This window comes from Vibrio sp. Vb1554, assembly GCF_033344235.1.
This window is the reverse complement of the sequence record NZ_JAWPOJ010000001.1, coordinates 128924-148630: the sequence shown is the minus strand read 5'-3', so window position 1 is coordinate 148630 and position 19707 is coordinate 128924. Positions and strand designations below refer to the sequence as shown.

Annotated in this window: 15 protein-coding genes; 7 read left to right on the top strand and 8 right to left on the bottom strand. The window is 44.5% G+C overall.

Annotation, left to right across the window (positions count from 1 at the left end; genetic code table 11):
• Positions 1 to 9 precede the first annotated feature (9 nt).
• The 3 genes from copI (at position 10) to R8N28_RS00660 (ending at position 3084) form a co-directional block, all read left to right on the top strand.
• Entirely contained in the window at positions 10 to 576 is a 567-nt protein-coding gene (gene copI / locus R8N28_RS00670) for a copper-resistant cuproprotein CopI (RefSeq protein WP_054577088.1), read from the top strand.
• A gap of 324 nt (positions 577 to 900) precedes the next feature.
• A complete protein-coding gene (locus R8N28_RS00665; protein WP_005375420.1) occupies positions 901 to 1752 on the top strand; it encodes a carbenicillin-hydrolyzing class A beta-lactamase CARB-42 in 852 nt (283 codons plus the stop codon).
• A 282-nt stretch (positions 1753 to 2034) separates the two neighbouring features.
• Complete coding sequence (locus tag R8N28_RS00660) at positions 2035 to 3084, top strand: sensor domain-containing diguanylate cyclase (RefSeq protein WP_065275412.1); 1050 nt, start codon at positions 2035 to 2037, stop codon at positions 3082 to 3084.
• A 112-nt stretch (positions 3085 to 3196) separates the two neighbouring features.
• Here R8N28_RS00660 and R8N28_RS00655 read toward each other — a convergent pair whose 3' ends face one another.
• Positions 3197 to 3349 carry a hypothetical protein gene (locus R8N28_RS00655; RefSeq protein WP_005375418.1) on the bottom strand — a complete coding sequence of 51 codons (153 nt, stop codon included), beginning with the start codon at positions 3347 to 3349 and terminating at the stop codon, positions 3197 to 3199.
• Positions 3350 to 3595: 246 nt separating this feature from the next.
• Between R8N28_RS00655 and speG the strand changes: the two genes are divergently transcribed.
• On the top strand, positions 3596 to 4135 hold the full coding sequence (speG, locus tag R8N28_RS00650) for a spermidine N1-acetyltransferase (RefSeq protein ID WP_005375417.1): 540 nt from the start codon (positions 3596 to 3598) through the stop codon (positions 4133 to 4135).
• Between the two features lie 47 nt (positions 4136 to 4182).
• On the opposite strand, the gene R8N28_RS00645 is transcribed toward speG, so the two are convergent.
• The 7 genes from R8N28_RS00645 to R8N28_RS00615 form a co-directional block, all read right to left on the bottom strand.
• Positions 4183 to 4980, bottom strand: coding sequence for a hypothetical protein (locus R8N28_RS00645; protein WP_262635454.1), 798 nt, complete (start codon positions 4978 to 4980; stop codon positions 4183 to 4185).
• Between the two features lie 176 nt (positions 4981 to 5156).
• A complete protein-coding gene (locus R8N28_RS00640; RefSeq protein WP_065275413.1) occupies positions 5157 to 6242 on the bottom strand; it encodes an OmpP1/FadL family transporter in 1086 nt (361 codons plus the stop codon).
• A gap of 117 nt (positions 6243 to 6359) precedes the next feature.
• Positions 6360 to 9500, bottom strand: a complete 3141-nt coding sequence (gene vmeQ / locus R8N28_RS00635; protein WP_065275414.1) for an efflux RND transporter permease subunit VmeQ — start codon at positions 9498 to 9500, stop codon at positions 6360 to 6362.
• 16 nt (positions 9501 to 9516) lie between these two features.
• On the bottom strand, positions 9517 to 10653 hold the full coding sequence (vmeP, locus tag R8N28_RS00630) for an efflux RND transporter periplasmic adaptor subunit VmeP (protein WP_065275415.1): 1137 nt from the start codon (positions 10651 to 10653) through the stop codon (positions 9517 to 9519).
• A gap of 90 nt (positions 10654 to 10743) precedes the next feature.
• Positions 10744 to 11535, bottom strand: a complete 792-nt coding sequence (locus R8N28_RS00625) for a hypothetical protein (RefSeq protein WP_017635247.1) — start codon at positions 11533 to 11535, stop codon at positions 10744 to 10746.
• A 527-nt stretch (positions 11536 to 12062) separates the two neighbouring features.
• A complete protein-coding gene (locus tag R8N28_RS00620; protein WP_318183312.1) occupies positions 12063 to 14222 on the bottom strand; it encodes a prolyl oligopeptidase family serine peptidase in 2160 nt (719 codons plus the stop codon).
• A gap of 206 nt (positions 14223 to 14428) precedes the next feature.
• Positions 14429 to 16000: an ATP-binding cassette domain-containing protein gene (locus tag R8N28_RS00615; RefSeq protein WP_053350525.1), complete on the bottom strand. Its 1572-nt coding sequence runs from the start codon at positions 15998 to 16000 to the stop codon at positions 14429 to 14431.
• 445 nt (positions 16001 to 16445) lie between these two features.
• On the opposite strand from R8N28_RS00615, the gene R8N28_RS00610 reads away from it, so the two are divergent.
• From R8N28_RS00610 to R8N28_RS00600, 3 genes are all read left to right on the top strand, one after another.
• The gene (locus R8N28_RS00610; protein WP_005375398.1) at positions 16446 to 16871 is read left to right on the top strand and encodes a universal stress protein; all 426 of its coding nucleotides are present in this window, start codon (positions 16446 to 16448) and stop codon (positions 16869 to 16871) included.
• Positions 16872 to 17037: 166 nt separating this feature from the next.
• On the top strand, positions 17038 to 17655 hold the full coding sequence (locus R8N28_RS00605) for an NAD(P)H-dependent oxidoreductase (RefSeq protein WP_005375391.1): 618 nt from the start codon (positions 17038 to 17040) through the stop codon (positions 17653 to 17655).
• Positions 17652 to 19616 carry a monovalent cation:proton antiporter-2 (CPA2) family protein gene (locus R8N28_RS00600; protein WP_005385095.1) on the top strand — a complete coding sequence of 655 codons (1965 nt, stop codon included), beginning with the start codon at positions 17652 to 17654 and terminating at the stop codon, positions 19614 to 19616. Before R8N28_RS00605 ends, R8N28_RS00600 begins: the two co-directional genes overlap by 4 nt.
• The last annotated feature ends 91 nt before the right edge of the window (positions 19617 to 19707 follow it).

The window sequence follows — 19707 nt, the reverse complement described above, 5'->3', positions numbered from 1 at the left end:
GATATAAAAATGAAAAAGACACTAATCACTCTTGCTCTAGCCCTAACAACAACGACTGCGTTTGCCCAAATGGATCATGCAAACATGGACCACGCGAACATGGATCATAACAACATGAAGCATGAAAATATGGACCACGGCAGCATGAAGATGGACCACAGTAAAATGGACCATTCAAACATGATGGATATGCCGGGCATGTCGGCAGTAGGTATGCCAGCAAAAGGTGCAAAGCCAGACAAGGTGGTACACGTTATCTTGGGTGATGACATGACCATCAAGTTCAAGAAAGACGTTAAGATTGAGCCAAACGATGTGGTGCAGTTTGTAGTCATGAACACAGGTAAGATCAACCACGAGTTTACGATTGGTTCGGCTAAAGAGCAGCTAGAACATCGCGAAATGATGAAGACAATGAGTGGCGATCACATGCATGACTCAGACAACGCAGTTACGGTAGAACCAGGTAAAGCGAAGCAATTACTGTGGCACTTCCACGGTGACAACAAGGTTGAGTTCGCGTGCAACATTCCGGGCCATGCAGAATCGGGCATGGTTAAAAAGATTGAACTGTAAGTAATTATCCAACTAGACAAAGGAGCTGATGATTCAGCTCCTTTTATTTCTGGATCAAACTATTCGTTAGCTCATGACAAGAAATTCTGAGTCAGTGTCTCACGCTAAGATATTTTTGTGACCGAATCACTGACGTAATATATAAGCCAAACTACAGGCCTTGATAGCAACACTCTTCTCCCCATATTTAGACCGTTTAAGCGTATTGCAAAGAATCCTACATAAAATAGACATAGATTTAACAGTGTTTAGAGTATTGGCTCGTTATAGTTTACGTGACATCGCTACGGTGCGAACTAAAACTAAAATTGAAGAACACGATCCATGAAAAAGTTATTTTTGTTGGCTGGGCTAATGGTTTGCTCAACCCTAAGTTACGCGTCCCAACTGAATGAGGACATTTCTCTCCTCGAGCAACAAACCTCAAGCAGAATTGGGGTGTCAGTTTGGGATACCCAAGCAGACGAGCGTTGGGACTACCGTGGCGATGAACGCTTCCCACTCATGAGCACATTCAAAACCCTAGCTTGTGCCAAAATGCTAAGTGATATGGACAGCGGTAAGCTAAGTAAGAATGCGACCGCAAAAGTCGATGAGCGCAGTATCGTTGTATGGTCTCCAGTGATGGATAAGCTCGCAGGCCAAAACACACGCATAGAGCACGCGTGTGAAGCCGCTATGTTAATGAGTGATAATACCGCAGCCAACTTAGTATTAAATGAAATTGGCGGCCCTAAGGCCGTAACAATGTTTCTGCGAACAATTGGAGATAAAGCAACGCGCCTAGACAGAATAGAACCTCGCTTGAACGAAGCCACACCAGGCGACAGCCGCGACACAACCACACCTAACGCCATACTAAACACTCTTCGAACTTTGGTCGAAGGCGAAACGTTGTCTTATGAGTCTCGTGTACAATTAAAAATCTGGATGCAGGACAACAAAGTTTCAGACTCGTTAATGCGTTCTGTATTACCAACAGGTTGGTCTATTGCAGACCGTTCTGGTGCGGGGGGTCATGGTTCGCGTGGCATTAACGCGATTATATGGAAGGAAAATCATCGACCTGTTTACATTAGTATTTATGTCACAGAAACCGAGCTCTCACTTCAAGCTAGGGACCAACTCGTTGCGCAGATAAGTCAGTTGATTTTACAAAAGTACAAAGACAATTAAGTCACCACTCACCTGACCCTATTTGTATCCTTTTCTAGCCCTTCTATTCCAGAAGGGCTCATTCTGTACTTCCATCTTAAAAACACCACTTATTGAGTAATGACTTACTTATAAATAGGTATAAGATTTACTTATTTAGGGTGAGTTAACGCCCACATTAAGCAACCAAACGCACACAAACGGCGATAATTAAACCATACTCTTACCAAGAAGCACATTTTCTACAAAATAGCTTCACGTAATTTATTGTTGGTATTTGCAACATTGCCAAGGAGATGTCTATTGAGACTTGAAAGAACTTTTAACCCTGATGACTTATCGATGCAAAACATGAAAAGTCCGATATGTATGCCGATAGGGTTTGTTCACTTTTTAGCTCAATCGGAAACACTACAGCAAGTACTTGATACGGTGGCAGAATGGATAAATCGTATATTTAATTCTGACCGTGCGAGTATCACACTTTATGAAAACAATGATCATTTAAAGGTCTACTCTTTCTCTGGTAGTAAAGCGATTCCCGCTGAATTTTTAGTGCCCATTCATCAAGCGTTTGTTGGCCGAGTGTTCAAAAAGCAACAACTGATGATCTGCGACGATGTTACGCAATCTGATGAGATCGATTGTGTGATGCTCGCATCCAATGGTATGGGTACGTGTATGGACGCGCCTTTAATGCACGGTAAAGTCTGCCTAGGAACGCTTAATGTTGCGCATCATCAAACGCACATTTACACAAACGAACAAGCGGCACAGCTTCAGTGCATCGCTAATTGGATTGCTTTAAACATTGCCCTTCATATACAGATTATGAAAATGGAACACCTCGCCACGACGGATGATCTAACAGGTATTCCAAACCGCAGAGAGTTCATGCGACAAATCGAAAGCCGCCTAAATGAATACCGAACCCAGGGCATTGACTTCCATGTTGCTATTTTAGATCTCGACAATTTTAAAAGCCTCAATGACCGATTTGGTCATGACGCAGGCGATAAATCACTGATCCATGCAGTTAACACTATTAAAAGTCATCTACTTGATTGTGACTTACTTGCCAGAGTTGGCGGTGAAGAGTTTGCCATCGTATTAAGAAGTCGCTCATCACAGCAAGCTCTAGACACATTAGAAACGATTCGTAATGCACTAGAAACGACGACCGTTCAACATTCAGGTTGTGATATGAGCTTCACCGCGAGTATTGGGGTAACTCAAGTCTGTCGTCTCGACGACTCATTTGAACCACTCGTTAAACGCGCCGACTTAGCACTTTACAAGGCAAAAGAAACCGGAAGAAATCGCGTTGAGTTTCATATTGGTGAAGAAAGGTAGAAAAAATAAAAAAAGGTAGCGACTCATTGCGCTACCTTTTATCGATTCTAACCCGCTTAAAATAACTAATACGAACTTTAAGCCAGTTAAAAATAAGAATGAGCAAATTTAATTATGCTTTCTTAAGATCTTTAGCTGGGTAAGTTAGTGTTTTTTCGCCTGCTTTTACATGTGTGTAAAAACCGCCACTGCTTAAACCTGTAACAACCATTTCGCCAAGATCGATACCTTTAGTCGCTACTACTACGTCACCGATTGAAAACATATTAAATACCTTGTTTGTTTAGATTAAGACACTAAGTCGTTGCGCAGTATTTAATACGATATTAGGCAAAGCACCTAATCGAGTTTTTTATCGTAAAGATTAATTTATCTTTGTCGTGAACTCTAAGTTTCCACATTGAAAATCACAGGATATTTTCCAAAAAAAGATGCGCTATTCTTGTGAAATACGGTAATATTTTCTAGCATCAAGTGCGGAGGTATTCTCCGCCCTCATTGGAGAAAAATGATGAAGAAAGGCCTAAAAATGCGTGCATTAGAGCGTTCTGATTTGCGCTTTATTCATGAACTGAATAACAACCGAAATATCATGGCCTACTGGTTCGAAGAACCTTACGAGTCTTATGACGAGCTCGAAGAACTTTATCGAAAACATATACATGATGACGCTGAAAGACGTTTTGTCGTCGAAGATGAAGACGGCATCGTAATTGGCTTAGTTGAGCTGATCGAGATTAACTACATTCACCGCAGCGCGGAATTTCAGATAATCATCGCCCCAGAGCATCAAGGCCGAGGTTATGCGACAGAGATGATTAATCGTGCGTTAGATTACTCATTCTCAATTCTTAATCTACGTAAAATCTACTTATTAGTCGCAGTGGATAACGAAGTCGCTATTCACTTATACAAAAAATGCGGCTTTATTGAAGAAGGTCACCTTGTAGAAGAATACTTTATTAACGGCGCTTACAGCGATGTTAAGCGCATGTATATATTAAAACACCAGTACCAGAAAAAGATCGAAGAAAACAACTCAATTCACTAGTTCATTCTATCAAAGTAAAAACGCAGCTATTTGGGCTGCGTTTTTATTTATTCAAATTGATATTGATATGATAATACGATGCGCTTGTCTGCTTCATCCAAATAGGTGTTGTTGTCCATGACAAACGTCATTACGTTAAACGAGTGGCGTCTGTTCACAAGGTAACCAAGACCGATACCACCAAAGAAGCCTTTGTAATTCTCTCCTTCACTGTTTTCTGAGCCGTAAGTGCCCGCTGCGAAGCTGATTAACGTCAGCTCTTTGGTAAACGATTTCAGCGCAAATACACCAACGTAACCGCTACTGCCTGAAGAGCTCATCATATTGAAGCCATTCTCTGCACTTGGCGTGCCCGTAAAGTTAGGCTCGCTACAGTGGCTACTTTCTGCACCGTCACAAACAGGAACATCACCAGTGTTGTACGTATAGCCTGCCATTGGGAAAATTTGGAAGCCTGCTGGCTCAATCCCGAAATAACTTAGCGGCATAAAGGTACCAACGCTGTAGTTGGTTTGATCCGCGCCGTTTACGTATTCATTTTTACCGAAGTTGAAGTTCACGATACCGACCGGAAACAACCACGAGCCACCAATACGCCACTCGCTCGCATCATCATTGATACGCAGGTTAATTTTGCGCGCTTGGTCAAGCGCAAGTGAGCCCGGGAATGAGATGTTTTGATCATCAAAATCGTAGTTGTTTGCGTACGACGCGCCAAATTTCGTGATGACTTTTGTTGGGTCATCCGCCAACTTGTTTTTATTGTCTTTTACTCGATGCTCGGCACCATGAGCCAGCGTACTGACCAACAAAGTCGTACACACTAACGCTAGTTTGTTTTTCATTTTTTAGTCCTTTGAGATGTTGAATACCGGCACTTAGCTGCGCAGATACTTTTTGAATCATCACTCACTGGATGTGACAGAAGCGCCCTAACTACCTTAGATGGCATGACAGCATCCAGTGCAGGTAGTTAGGGTAGAATGGCCTGTAAGGAAGGCGTTTTAGCGATTAGGAATGATTAGTTTTTCCAGTTGTAGCTCATGCTCATGAAGTACAGAGCAGGCTCATCAAAGCCAGCTTGGAAGCGTGGCGTTTCTGACGATTCCATCAAGATCGCTTCAAACGCGAAACCAATTGAGTTTTCTGAATCCAATTTGTAATCAATGCCTGTGCCAATGCGGTACGCCTTGCCAGTAGGAACGGTAATGTCACCGTTTGATTGGCTTTCATACATGCTGGTATCGAATGCAAAACCTGCATTCCACATCATTTTTTCATTCAGTTTGTACTGAGTACCCAATGCGATTTGGTAAGTGTCTTGTGTCTCTACGTTCAGCGTGGTTGTGTATTCGCTCCAGTCTTGCCAGTTCACGTTCCACATCACCGCTAGGTCATCATTCACTTCGTGGTAAGCACTGAAGATCAGTTGTTGCGGAGCAATGGAGTTACTATTGTCGAATTCAAATTCGGTTTCAGAAGAGTAAGACAGACCAAGACGCGTGCCTGGTGTTGCCTCATAAAGTACACCTACTCGGCCGTTGAGCTGAGTATCTTGGTCTTCGTCATTGAAGTTCAAGGCTCCCTTCGTTTCCACTTCATACATACCGTACTGAATGCCAAGCGCCGCACCCACAGACCAGTGATCATTGATGCGGTAAGAAGCGGAAGGTTGAATGGTCAAGGCTTGCGTCGTTGCTGTAGGAATATCTAAATGATCACCCAAAAGACCTTCGTACTCGAGGCCAAGACCGTAGTTGCCATACAGACCAATGCCCAGCGTCCATTTGTCGTTCACTTGTTGACTGTAAAATGCCGACGCCATAGGAACAAAACCAATCACGTTGCCCGCATCGCCAGTCATCGTATCTAGTTGCGCGTCACCATAAAGGCCAATCAGGTTACCAGAGAAAGATTTACCAGAAACATTCGCCAGACCAGCCGGGTTTGCTGCCATTACTGAGGCATCTTGCGCACGAGCCGCCATACCAGCGGATGCCAAACCAATATCCGATGCTGTTGTTTCGTAAAGGTATAACCCACCCGCTTGCGCAGCAGCACAAGTCAGTAGAGAACTCGCTACGACGATTTTTGAAAGATTTTTCATGTTAAAACCTATTATTGTTTGGGGGAACCCACGCTGCGACGGTGGTTGTATATCAATGAAAGGCATTGGCCAATCGCACACAGCGTGGGGGTGTTGTGGAGTCAGTTGAAATCAGCGTTATTGCTCGCTCACCTCAAGTTCAGTGGGTTTCTTTCGCTTAAACTTCTCGCGCAGAGATTGCATCATCACGAAGAACACTGGCGTCAGTAACGTGCCAACAAACGTAGAGAGAATCATGCCGCCGAATACCGCAAAGCCCAGTGAGTGACGAGATGCCGCACCGGCACCCGATGCAATCACCAACGGGAACACCCCCCAGATGAAGGCGAATGCGGTCATCTGTACTGCTCGGAAACGGATTCGAGCAGCTTCTTTGGCAGCATCAATGATGGATAAGCCCTTTTCTTCTCGCAGAACTTTGGCAAATTCCACGATAAGAATCGCCACTTTGGCGGACATACCGATCAAGATGACCACACCAATCTGCACATACAAATCGAACGGTTGTCCCACCAGCAGTAGCGTGCCCATTGCGCCGAGAATCGCGACTGGAACCGCCATCATTACCGCAGCAGGAATGGTCCAACTTTCGTACTGAGCCACCAAGAACAAGTAGGTGAACAGCAAAGACAATGCGAACGCGATTGGTGCCATGTTGCCTGCTTTCATCTCTTGGTAAGTCATGCCTGACCACTCGTACGAGTAACCACTTGGCAAAGATTCTGCAGCCAGTTTTTCAATGGCTTTTACAACATCACCCGAGCTGTAGCCTGGCGCTGGCGCACCGTTCACGGTTGCAGAACTGAACATGTTGTAGTTCGACAAGGTATCAGGGCCGAAGATCGGCTTCACTTTCACTAGCGTTGCCAGTGACACCATTTTTCCAGAGCTAGAACGAACAAACAGATGGTCGATGTCGTCGATGTTGTCACGATATTGCTCTTCTGCTTGCACTTTCACTTGGTACGAACGACCAAACAAGTTGAAGTCAGAAATGTAGGCACCGCCCAACTGCGCTTGCAGTGTGCTGAAGATTTCATTCAACGGTACGCCCATCGAAATCGCTTTATCGCGGTCAATATCGATGTAACGTTGCGGAATGTTGGCACGGAAAATCGAGAACGCACGCGCCACTTCAGGCAGTTGGTTGATTTGGGCAACAAAATCAGCGGTTGTTTTTGCCAACTCTTGTGGAGAACGGCCCAAGTTGTCTTGCAGCACAAGGTTGAAACCATCTACCGCACCCATACCTTTGATTGCCGGCGTCGCGAAAACGAACGAAGCGGCATCTGGCGTTGAGTTCAGCATTTGGTTAACTTTATTCATCAATGCGCGTTGGTGTAGCTCAGGGTCTTTACGTTTGCTCCAGTTATCCAGTTTGATGATCAACATGCCCGAGTTTGGAATCGACGCCATGTTAATTACCGAGAAGCCCGCAACCGAAACCACGTTCTCCACACCTTCCATCTGTTTTAGTTCATCAACGTACTTCTTCATTAATGGTGCAGTACGCTGCAATGCTGCTGCGTCTGGTAACCGCATTTCGACCATGAACACGCCTTTATCTTCGTTCGGTACGAAAGAAGAAGGTACGGTCATGAACGCAAACGCCAGCACCGCAATAAGCGCGCCATACACACCGATACTCAGCACAATACGACGGCTCAAGAAGCCAACTAAACCTTGGTATTTGCGCGTTATTGCTTCAAAACCTCGATTAAACGCACGCAAAGGCGCAATAGGTTGCGAGTGAGTTGATTTCAACATCAACGCACAAAGCGCTGGCGTTAACGTTAATGCGTTGATCGCAGAGATCAGCACCGACACACAGATGGTGACTGCGAACTGGTTGAACATTCGACCGGAAATACCCGGCAATAGCGCAACCGGTACGAATACCGCCAACAAAATAAGCGTTGTTGCCAATACTGGCCCCGTCACTTCTTTCATAGCTTGGATCGTGGCCGGAATCGAGTCTAAATGCTCTTCATGGATAACCCGCTCCACGTTCTCTACCACGATGATCGCATCGTCTACCACGATACCGATGGCGAGGATCAAGCCAAACAACGAAATGGTGTTGATGGTCATGCCCATCACGCCCATGATTGCGAACGTCGCTATGATGGAAACCGGAATCGCTAAGGTTGGAATGATCGTCGCTCGCCAGTTCTGCAAGAAAACGTACACAACGAAGGTTACAAGAAGTACCGCAATCACCAGCGTCTCGTACACTTCATCAATCGATGTCTCTACGTATTCGGTAGAGTCATAAGCGATGTCGTAGACCAAATCATCTGGGAATGATTTCTCGTACTCTTTCATGGCCTCTTTCACGCGTTCCATCACGTCTAGCGCGTTCGCTGTCGGCAACTGGTACAAGGCCAGAACGGCGGCTGGTTCGTTATTCATACGACCATCAGCTTCGTAGCCTTGTGCGCCAACTTCGACACGAGCCACATCTTTCAAGCGAATCAAAGAACCTTTCTTGCTCGCACGGATGATGATGTTCTCGAACTCTTCCGCAGAAGTAAGGCGACCTTTGGTTTGCAAAACATATTGATATTGCTGGTCACCCGGAGCTGGCATACCACCGATCTTACCCGCCGCCACTTGGATATTTTGCGTTTTAATTGCGCCAATAACATCGCTAGCAGAAAGCTTCAAGGTAGCCAGTTTATTTGGGTTCAACCAAATACGCATTGAGTAGTCTTTCTTACCCAGCAGCGTAATGTCACTCATACCTTCGATACGTTTTAGACGCTCAACGATATTGAGATCCGCATAGTTAGAAAGGTAGATACTGTCGTAAGACTGTTTCGGAGAACGCAGTGTGATAACGCCCAGCATGTCGGAAGATTTCTTCTTAACCGTCACACCGATTTGGTTTACTTCTTGTGGTAGAGATGACGTCGCCTGTGCCACCAAGTTGTTCACACGAACCTGCGCCATATCGCCATCTGCGCCCACTCGGAAGTAGATACGCAGTGTGTATGAGCCATCGTTACCAATCACAGAAGACATGTAAATCATGTCTTCAACGCCGTTGACTTTGGCTTCTATCGGTTGTGCTACCGTCTTTTTAACCACGTCCGCGTTTGCACCCGGATACATGGTGCTCACCGTAATTACCGTTGGAGAGATTTGAGGATACTCAGAAATTGGCAAGACTTTCAGGGCGATCATACCCATCAATGTCATCGCCAGTGAGATCACCAAAGCAAACTTCGGCCGGTGAATGAAAAATTTACTTAACATCAGTACTCACTCAGCCTTATTCACTCTGTAGTTCAACGTCTTTCACCGTTGCACCCGGACGCACTTTTTGTAGACCATTGACGATGACTTTTTCGTTAGCCGCCAAGCCAGTCAGCACAGCACGTTTCACACCGTAGGTCTGACCAAGTTCAACGTTACGACGAGACACCACGTGATCATCACCAACCACCATGACGTAGTCACCCGCTTGGTCTTGCTGAACAGCCGCCGATGGGATAAGCAAACCATCAATGGTTTTGTTGCGCAGCTTGATGGTCAAGTTGCCATATTCACCCGGCATAAGCGCGTAAGTTGGGTTATCAAATTGTGCTTCTGCTCGAATTGAGCCTGTTTCTAAATCGATCTTGTTGCCAACGGCGTAGATCTTGCCATCAAGCGGATACAATGAACCGTCTGAAAGCGTCAGTGTTAAATCAACATCCAGTTTGTCATCGTTACGATGAGCCACATCAATGGCACTTCTTACGCGGCGGTAGAGCTTCTCATCCACATCAAAGCCAAAGCGAATTGGGTCGATTTGAGTGATCGAAACAAGAGGAACGAGTTGAATTTTCGAAATACGGTCACCCACTCGGAAGTTGCTGAAACCCACGCGGCCAGAGAAAGGAGCACGCACAGAGCTAAATTCAAGATCGAGCCTTGCTGAAACCAGCGTCGCTTTCGCCTCTTCTACCGAAGCAATCGCTGCGGCGTGCGCAGCAATGGCGTCATCGTATTGCTGCTCACTGATGCTTTTATCTTTGATGAGTTTCTTCACACGTTCTGCATCACGCGTAGTTTGAACGAGTTGTGCTTTTGCTTTTTGCAACGACGCTTTTGCATACGCCAGTGCCGCTTTGTAAGGACGGTCGTCGATTTCAAACAGCAATTGGCCTTTTTCGACCATATCGCCATCTTTAAAATGAATCGCGGTTAATTCGCCACCGACTCGAGGCATAATATCAACGTCATTTACCGCTTCAGTTCGACCGATAAAAGTATGATAAGGAGTGATTTTTGTTTCGGTTAGGGTAACGGTTTCAACAGAGGGTGCTTGGGCTGTTTTCGTTGCGATATCGCCAGTTTTGCATCCTGATAGTAATGCAGAAGATATAGCAATAGATACCAACGCAAATTTATATTTGGCTTTCATGATAAACCTACTTTATTTAGAAAGTGCCCTAGCCTAAATATTTAAATATATGGATAAACACACTTTCTATTCTGGAAATAAACGAGGGAGTTAGAATTGGTAGTTAAATTCGATACGGTGATCACCATCACCGAAATTAACGTGCTCATTCCAGTTTGCAAAGTAACGAATATTTGCGCGAGGATTAATTTGATAAGACAACGCAAACTCATGAGTCAAGATATTATCTTCACCCGCGTAATAAGTATCTTTATATTGACTAGACCCTGACAACGTATGCATATACATTGGGTTGTAGTTAATCCAGATTTTATCGGTTAATTCAATTTTTGAGTACATACCCACAACAGTGAAAGTACCTGGAATTTCATAACCTTTGTCATCACCACTAAAATCATTAGCAATAGTGACACCCGCACCAGCTAAAGGAAATAGCTGCAACATACCAAACTTAGGTAGACCTTGAATAAAGCTATAAGATGCATCTAATTTATCGTTATCAACGTCGTAGTTTACATCTAATTGACGGCCTAGACCTTTTGCGACTTCTACTTGGAAATTACGTAGTCGGAAAGAGTCAATGCTGTCATCAACGTTGGCATATATTGGATCGTCATTGTCGCGAATGCCAAATAGCTCACCACCAATGCCTTTCATTTCAATGATGTTCATCGCCATGGTACCAGGCTGGCTAGATTGGTAAGTTTGACCGATTTTGATGTTCGCGCCTTTATCAGTAATACCAAAGCCAGCTTGGGTGTATACCGCAAGTGGGTCAGACATATCTTGTAGTTCTTCGTTATTGTTTGTCTGCGCATAGGCAGAAGACGCGAGTTGTAGGGCTGCAACCATAATGGCAACAGACGGTTTCACTAAATTCATAAAACTGTATCCATTTTAATGATTATAAAATTATTCACGTCATGAGGTCATCATAAATAGCAAGCAACACAACTCGCTTTGGATAACATAAATTATCAAAGCAAATTCAATAATGACGAAACATTCGACGTTTTAATTAAAATAAAATAAAGCATCGTAAAAGTTCAATCACCGCTACTTATATCTTATATAACTTGAAATTTGGTAATACCAATGAAGAAGGAAATATTAAAACTTATGAAAATTCAATTATCATTAGAACAAATGATTAATTAATTTTACCATATGAATAGAGAGTGCAATGGATTTAGGTGATCGCGATCAATGTTTCATTTCGATCGTACAACACTCTTCAGATTAATTAGAACATTATAATAATTTAAAAACCTTAGTTTGATTAGCCTAGCATCAGATTAGAATAGTAGGCCTATAATAAATAAAAAGGGAATCACTCTCTGTGATTCCCTTTTATTATCGAGCGATAAATCGCCGATGCGTTTCGATAACTAAAACGCAAACAATTCGCACTATTGCAGTTTCTCTATTCCCATATTGAACAGTGCAAAACTATAAATATCTGCATTTGTCTCAATTATTTTACGCGTTGGTGTGCCTGCACCATGTCCTGCATTGGTTTCGATGCGAATTAAGGTCGGATTTGAACCCGCTTGCTTCGATTGCAACTCAGCAGCAAATTTGTATGAGTGAGCAGGAACAACACGGTCATCATGATCACCGGTTGTAATCAATGTTGCTGGGTATTCCACCCCTGCTTTTACATTGTGCACCGGCGAATAACTTTTCAGATATTGGAACATCTCTTTACTTTGCTCTGCCGTGCCGTAGTCATACGCCCAACCAGCACCTGCGGTAAAAGTATGGTAACGCAGCATATCCAGTACGCCGACTGCTGGCAGCGCCACTTTAAACAGCTCTGGACGTTGCGTCATAACGGCCCCCACTAACAAGCCACCATTCGATCCACCGTTAATGGCTAACTTGTTTGATGACGTTACCTTTTCATCAATTAGGTATTCAGCCGCCGCAATAAAGTCATCAAACACATTTTGCTTTTGCATTTGAATGCCAGCGTTGTGCCATTCTTTGCCATATTCCCCACCACCACGAATGTTCGCTACCGCGTAAACACCACCAAGCTCTAACCAAGCCGCACGTGTCGGGCTAAAAGATGGCGTGAGGCTAATGTTGAAACCGCCATAACCATATAGGATGGTTGGTGCACTGCCGTCCATCGGTGTCCCTTTTTTATAGGTGATGATCATCGGCACTTTTGTTCCGTCTTTTGAGGTGTAAAACACCTGGCGAGATTCATACAAAACAGGGGCAAATGGCGCTTTAGATTTGTAGTACACCTCGCTATCACCATCTTTGATGTTCAGACGATAGGTAGTGCTTGGCATCTTGTAGTTGGTGAAAGAGTAGTAGACTTCGGTTTCTTCTTTTTTCCCCGAGAAACCGTATGCGCTGCCAATATCAGGCAATTTGATTTCTCGGATGAGTTTGCCGTTCATGTCGTATTGCTTCACCATCGAGATCGCATCAACAATATAGCTCGCAAACAAATTGCCACCCGCGGTAGAAACACGTAACACGTTCTTTGTTTCAGGAATCAAATCTTTCCAGTTTTTGGGCTGCGGCTGACTTGCATCCACCGTCACGACGCGTTTGTTCGGCGCATTAAGGTTCGTAACCAAGTACAGTTTCGTGCCTTGGTTGTCTATCACCCAAGTATCAGAACTGGTGTTATCTAAAATGGTTTTCAGCGGGCTATTTGGCTTACTCAGGTCTTTAAAGAACAGTTTGTTGCCCGACGTCGATACGCTGGCTGAGATAAACAAGTAGCGTTCATCTTCCGACGTGTAACCCCCAACGTAGCGATACTTTTCGTCCTTTACACCACCGAAAATTAATTGGTCTTCACTTTGTTTCGTTCCAAGTTTATGAAAGTAGAGCTTGTGTTGGTCTGTCTTCGCGGAAAGTTCACTCCCTTTTGGCTTGTCATAACTTGAGTAATAGAAACCTTGATTGCCGAGCCAACTGATGCCGCTGAACTTAATATCCACCAGCGTTTCGCCGACGGGCTTTTTGGTTTCTGTGTCTAACACAATGACTTTGCGCCAATCGCTACCGCCTTCCGAAATGCTGTATGCAACCAAAGAACCATCACGTGAAAAGCTCACTCCCGCTAACGATGTGGTGCCATCTTCACTAAAAGTATTTGGATCGAGGAAAATTTCTGCTTCGCCATCACCTAACTGCCGATAAAGCACATCTTGGTTTTGTAGCCCGTCATTTTTGTAGAAATAAGTGAACTTACCCTCTTTGAACGGTTGGCTTTGCTTTTCGTAGTCCATGAGCTTAGTGATGCGCTCTTCAATCTGCTCGCGGTAAGGGATTTTCGACAGATAATCAAACGTCACTGCATTTTGTGCCTTAACCCATTCTGCGGTTTCTGGGCTGAGATCGTCTTCCAACCAGCGATAAGGATCACTCACTTTTGTACCAAAGTAGCCATCGACAACATCCACTTTTTGTGTGGTTGGATACGTGATGGTTTTCGGGGTTACCTGTTCAACCGACGATTGCGCCGCTTCATTTGCATACGCCACAGACAACACACTTCCGAGTGCGAGAGCCGTTGTGAGTGCTAGGGTGTTCTTTTTCATGAAATTCCTTTTTATTTTTCTGTTGTCTTTTTGTGCAATACATCAGAACTCTACTATATATCGACAAAATGAATCTAATTTCATTAAACGAGTTGTGAAAGCCATCCTAACTCCCTCATTTCCTTCCAGTTCTACAAACTAGTAAGTGGAAGTGTAGAACTTGGGAACAATACTGAAGAGCTACGATGACGTTTACTCTCTTTCGTCTAAGTCAGCTCGATTTGGCGCAAAACCCCAGACTCAGAAGCGAAATCTTGGTCGTGACTAATCAGAACAAATCCACCTTTGTATACATTTAACGCCTGACTAAGCATTATTTTTGACTCCAGATCGAGATGATTATCTGGCTCATCAAGCAGCAGCAAAGGCTGAGAGTTTTGGTGGCTGACTATCAGCATCGCGAGCTTCATCTTCTCGCCACCGCTCAGTAGGCGCCCCAATCGAAACACAGCATCTCGACGAAAACCGATCCCGGCCAATAAGGTCCTCGCTTCACTTTCCGTCATCTCTTGGCAGCTCTCCATTACGTTCTCAAGTAACGAAAGATTTGGATTCACTGCACCAAAATGTTGGTCGAGATAGTACAAAGGCGTATTCACTTGCAACTCACCACTCTGCAACGATAACTCGCCAAGCAACGTCTTTAACAAGGTTGATTTTCCGCAGCCATTTCTCCCTTTGAGATGGACTTTGTCGTTCGCAAAAATCTGCAACGTGATAGGCGTAGAATTCCCAAAAGGTAATATACCTTCTTGTATCGACAACACTTTTCGCGAACGGTTCGGATTATCTGTAAGATAAAGCTTTTGCGCCTTGAGTTGCTCATGTCGCAATTGCAACGCCTGTTCTTTGGCTTGTAAATGCGTTTGTCTGAGTTGCTCATTCTTATTGCGATTTGAGGCGCTGGCGGTCGCGCTATCCTTTTTTCCATCAAGCAAAATTTTGGGCTGACTGCCGTCTTTGCGCAGTTTGTTCCCTTGCGCGGCGCGTTGGTCTGCTTTTTCGCGATTTTTTTGGGCTTGCTCGGCTAACCGTTTTTTCTGTTTATCGACTTGCGCTAACTGCCTCTCGATCGCTTGCAGTTCAGTGCGTTTTTTCTCGGCGTACACATCGTAATTTCCACCAAAAGCCTGTAAACCTAGGCCCGATAGCTCCCAAATTTCCTCCATCTCTCGCAGCAGCTCACGATCGTGACTGATGAGTAAAATCGCACCGCTGAAATGCGTCATAGACTCTATCAGCCATTGTTTCGCCTCGGTATCAAGGTGATTGGATGGCTCATCGAGAATCAAAAGCTCCGTTTCGTTTTCAAACAACTGCCATAACTGCAAACGTGCCAACTGACCACCACTGAGCCGAGCACAAGAGAAATCAGGGTCTTGCGGTAATCCCATCGCAGCGAGCTGCTGTTTGAGTTTTAATTCAATATCCCACTGCTCGCCAACCAGTTCGAACCAATGTTCAGAAACATCACCTTGTTCAATCTGCTTTAAAGCATGCAAGACCGCATCTTTGCCCAGAAACTGGGCGATCGATTGCTGACCTGAAAGCAGATCAGACGGCTGCTGGCGATACATCATGAAAGAAGAGGGAGCAGTCACAACACCGCTGGCAGGCTGAGTTTCGCCCGCCAAAATGGAAGCCAAAAGCGACTTACCGATGCCATTGCGCCCAACCAAACCAACACGTCGTTTAGTCATGGAACAAGAAGTAGACTGGAATAGCGTATCGCCATTATCAAACTGATGGCTAACATTAAAAGCTTGTAAAACCGGCATAATTTGCCTCCTGTATGACAGGGACAACAGCCGTAGCTATGATTTGAAATTGCAACAAAACGCGTGCACAAACGCATTAAGCTCTATGTAAAGTTCGACGATATACGTCAAATCAAAAAGTCGTCTTGTTGCAAAGAAATATCGGAAAGTGAGCTACGCCTACTAACCCTGCAGATCCAAAAAATAAGTAAAAATATGGATGACAGGTTTAGTTCTTCATGTTGGCGTAATCTCCTAGAGAAATGATGCGCAGAGTGTAGCCGCTTTTTTGTTCAAAAAGCAAGCTTTCTAACCAAATGTGAACAAAAAGAAAGTTTCACAGTAAGTTGTTATATCACATTAACTTTTTAACAAGTCTTTGAACAATTTCGAGATCTTAGCAACACAATTTTTATCCAAGCCATACTATGCTTAGGGTAAAGATAATCCACATAAGGGCGTGGTTATGAAATACAAACATATCCTTGTTGCACTCGAACTGTCAGATGAAAGCACCGTGCTTATCGACAGAGCGGTATCAATGGCAAACTATCTCGACTCCGATATCTCCTTTATTCATATTGATGGTACGCACGGAGAAATCTATCGTGAGCTTGTAGACATCAAAGAAAACCCGGATCAAAGGCCGTTGAATGAGCATTCAATGGAATGTTTAAAAACATTTAGTGATTACATGGATTACCCACTTAAACATTTCTTCGTAGGTACTGGCGACTTGGCTGATAAATTAGAGGTCACCATTAAAGAGCAAGAAGTGGATCTTCTGATTTGTGGTCACCACCAAGATTTCTGGAGCAAGATTATTTCTTACTCCAGACACTTAATTAACAAGTCACCGGTGGATATTCTAGTCGTCCCTATTCATGATTAGTAAAACGTAACGCTTCCCAAAACCACCAATTTATTTGGTGGTTTTTTATTGATATTGAAACAGCTTAAACAGTTTTCCAAACTAGCTTGGCGATCATTTATGAGTTACATTTTCTAACCAACCCGCGCTCCTACTGGGCATGGTTATTTAGATAGCAAGGATCCCTATGGCAAATAAAAAAGTACTCATTCTCTTTGCTCATCCTTCCCAGCATCGTTCAGAAGTGAATACTCCACTTTTCAAAGAAGCTCAAAAAATTGAAGGCGTGACATGTGTTGATCTCTATGGCGAATACCCTCGTTTCGATATTAATATCGACCGTGAGCAGCAACGCTTACGTGAGCATGACGTGGTGATTTTCCAATTCCCACTATATTGGTATTCAACGCCTGCGATTTTAAAAGAGTGGCAAGATCTGGTTTTGGAATATGGCTTTGCTTACGGTACAGATGGCACAGCACTGCAAGGCAAGACCATGCTTTGTGTGCTGTCTGCAGGGGGCAAAGAAGAAGCTTATAAGGCAGAGGGCTACAACCACTTTACGATTCGTCAACTGCTTGCGCCCATTGAACAAATGTCCGCACTGACCGGCATGAACTACATTGCCCCTCTCGCGATGTTTGGCGCACGTACAGCAGATGAAGAAGGGCGAATCCCTCGTCATGTTGAGCGGTACAAGAGCCTGCTAACAGCTTTAGTCGAAGATAGGTTGGATGTTGAAGCTGCGGCGTCATTAATCAAGCTTAACAGCGCATTGCCAGAGCTCATTAAGGAGGCTTCATGACAGGAATATTCTTACAAGCCTTCATATATTTGATTGCTGCTGTAATTGCAGTCCCACTTGCTAAGCGTTTGGGACTTGGGTCCGTTTTAGGCTATCTCATCGCAGGTGTGGTCATTGGCCCAATTATCGGTTTAGTCGGTGAAGAAACAACAACAATCCAGCACTTTGCCGAGTTTGGCGTGGTGATGATGCTGTTTCTCGTTGGTTTAGAGCTCGAACCCAAAATGTTGTGGGCGATGCGCAATCGCTTAATGGGTTTAGGAGGTCTGCAAGTCGGTGGTACCGTCGCGGCGATTATGGGTATTGCCTTGTATTTTGACCAGCCTTGGACCATAGCCTTAGCCATAGGTTTGATCTTCGCCCTCTCTTCTACTGCGATTGTTTTGCAAACTTTTAGCGAAAAAGGATTAACGAAGACGGAAGGTGGACAAAACGCTTTCTCCGTGTTGCTTTTTCAAGATATTGCAGTGATACCAATGTTGGCGTTCATTCCCCTATTGGCCTTACCTGAATTAATTGAACAGGCACAGTCCGCAGCACAAACAGCCGCAGCGCACCATGAAGAATTAAGCCTCGTTGCGGGGTTACCCGGCTGGGCATACGGCATTGTAATCACAGCATCGATAGCAATCGTCGTCGTTGGTGGACACTTTTTAAGTCGACCTCTGCTCAATTATGTGGCTAGCTCTGGTTTGCGAGAAATCTTTACCGCAACTGCACTCATGCTTGTCATTGGTATCGCTGCACTGATGAGTTTAGTGGGCTTATCTCCTGCCTTAGGAACCTTCTTGGCTGGCGTTGTATTGGCGAACAGTGAATTCCGCCACGAGTTAGAATCCAATATCGAACCATTTAAAGGTCTATTGTTAGGTCTGTTCTTTATTACCGTTGGCGCAGGGATCAACTTCTCGGTCCTTTTTGGTGATTTCTGGTTGGTCATGGCATTGACCATTGGCGTGATGGTTTTGAAAGCCTTGGTGCTGTTTATTCTTGCACTGATATTTAGGGTGAAAGGCAGCAACCGCTGGCTGTTTACCCTAAGCTTGGCTCAAGCAGGTGAATTCGGCTTTGTGCTTCTAAGCTTTTCAGTGCAAAACCACGTCATCCCATTTGAACTTTCACAAACTCTTGCGTTAGTGGTTGCGATTTCGATGTTCCTGACACCAGGTTTGTTTATTCTGTTTGATAGAGTGATTCTGCCGCGCTTTGAAAGCCAGTCAAATGAACGCGAAAGCGATACGATTGAGGAAACAGGCACGGTGATCATCGCCGGCATCGGCCGCTTTGGACAAATAGTGAATCGCCTATTGGTATCAAACGGCGTGACTACCGTGGTACTTGATCATCAATCTGACCAAGTCGATAACATGCGCCAGATTGGCACTCGCGCCTATTTTGGCGACGCGACTCGACCAGATATGCTACATACAGCCGGCATTGAGCACGCCGCTGCGTTGGTTGTGGCGATTGATAACCAAGAATCGAGTGTAGAACTGGTGAAGTACGTTAAGCACACGTACCCAAAAGTAACAGTGATTGCACGTGCCTTTGACCGTGGACATGGCTATCTTTTGCGTCAAGCGGGGGCTGATATTATTGAATCAGAGACCTACCATTCTGCATTGGAGATGGGCGGTCACACAATGAAAGCCCTTGGCATTCACCCCTTCTTTGTTGAACAACAGAAGGCGACATATAAGCGTGTTGAAGCACGTAAGTCAGAAATACTTTACAAAGCTTGGGAGGATGATTCTGAAGGTGAACGCTATGACAACAATTTCCGACAACTGTTTATTCAGTTAGAGGAGAAAATGGCGGAAGAGATGCAAAAAGATCGTCATGACAAACTATCGCGGTCAGAACGTGGTTGGACACCGCCACCTAAAGGTTACGCCGATGATTTTAATGAAGATAACGTCCAAGAGCTAACACCACCAAGAGAAGAGCCTATCCAACGATAACGCACTCCATATTAAAACCTCCCACTTGGGAGGTTTTTATTTTTTCAGTACAGAGCCACACGCCGTGCAGGATAAAATGATCTTCTCGATA

Bases quoted from the DNA above. Each gene is read 5' to 3' on its own strand.
- R8N28_RS00620 (WP_318183312.1), bottom strand. From the start codon at position 14,222: ATGAAAAAGAACACCCTAGCACTCACAACGGCTCTCGCACTCGGAAGT.
- R8N28_RS00645 (WP_262635454.1), bottom strand. From the start codon at position 4,980: ATGAAAAACAAACTAGCGTTAGTGTGTACGACTTTGTTGGTCAGTACG.
- R8N28_RS00600 (WP_005385095.1), top strand. From the start codon at position 17,652: ATGACAGGAATATTCTTACAAGCCTTCATATATTTGATTGCTGCTGTA.
- R8N28_RS00605 (WP_005375391.1), top strand. From the start codon at position 17,038: ATGGCAAATAAAAAAGTACTCATTCTCTTTGCTCATCCTTCCCAGCAT.
- vmeQ (WP_065275414.1), bottom strand. From the start codon at position 9,500: ATGTTAAGTAAATTTTTCATTCACCGGCCGAAGTTTGCTTTGGTGATC.
- R8N28_RS00610 (WP_005375398.1), top strand. From the start codon at position 16,446: ATGAAATACAAACATATCCTTGTTGCACTCGAACTGTCAGATGAAAGC.
- R8N28_RS00625 (WP_017635247.1), bottom strand. From the start codon at position 11,535: ATGAATTTAGTGAAACCGTCTGTTGCCATTATGGTTGCAGCCCTACAA.
- R8N28_RS00615 (WP_053350525.1), bottom strand. From the start codon at position 16,000: ATGCCGGTTTTACAAGCTTTTAATGTTAGCCATCAGTTTGATAATGGC.
- vmeP (WP_065275415.1), bottom strand. From the start codon at position 10,653: ATGAAAGCCAAATATAAATTTGCGTTGGTATCTATTGCTATATCTTCT.
- R8N28_RS00640 (WP_065275413.1), bottom strand. From the start codon at position 6,242: ATGAAAAATCTTTCAAAAATCGTCGTAGCGAGTTCTCTACTGACTTGT.
- R8N28_RS00655 (WP_005375418.1), bottom strand. From the start codon at position 3,349: ATGTTTTCAATCGGTGACGTAGTAGTAGCGACTAAAGGTATCGATCTT.
- copI (WP_054577088.1), top strand. From the start codon at position 10: ATGAAAAAGACACTAATCACTCTTGCTCTAGCCCTAACAACAACGACT.
- R8N28_RS00665 (WP_005375420.1), top strand. From the start codon at position 901: ATGAAAAAGTTATTTTTGTTGGCTGGGCTAATGGTTTGCTCAACCCTA.
- speG (WP_005375417.1), top strand. From the start codon at position 3,596: ATGAAGAAAGGCCTAAAAATGCGTGCATTAGAGCGTTCTGATTTGCGC.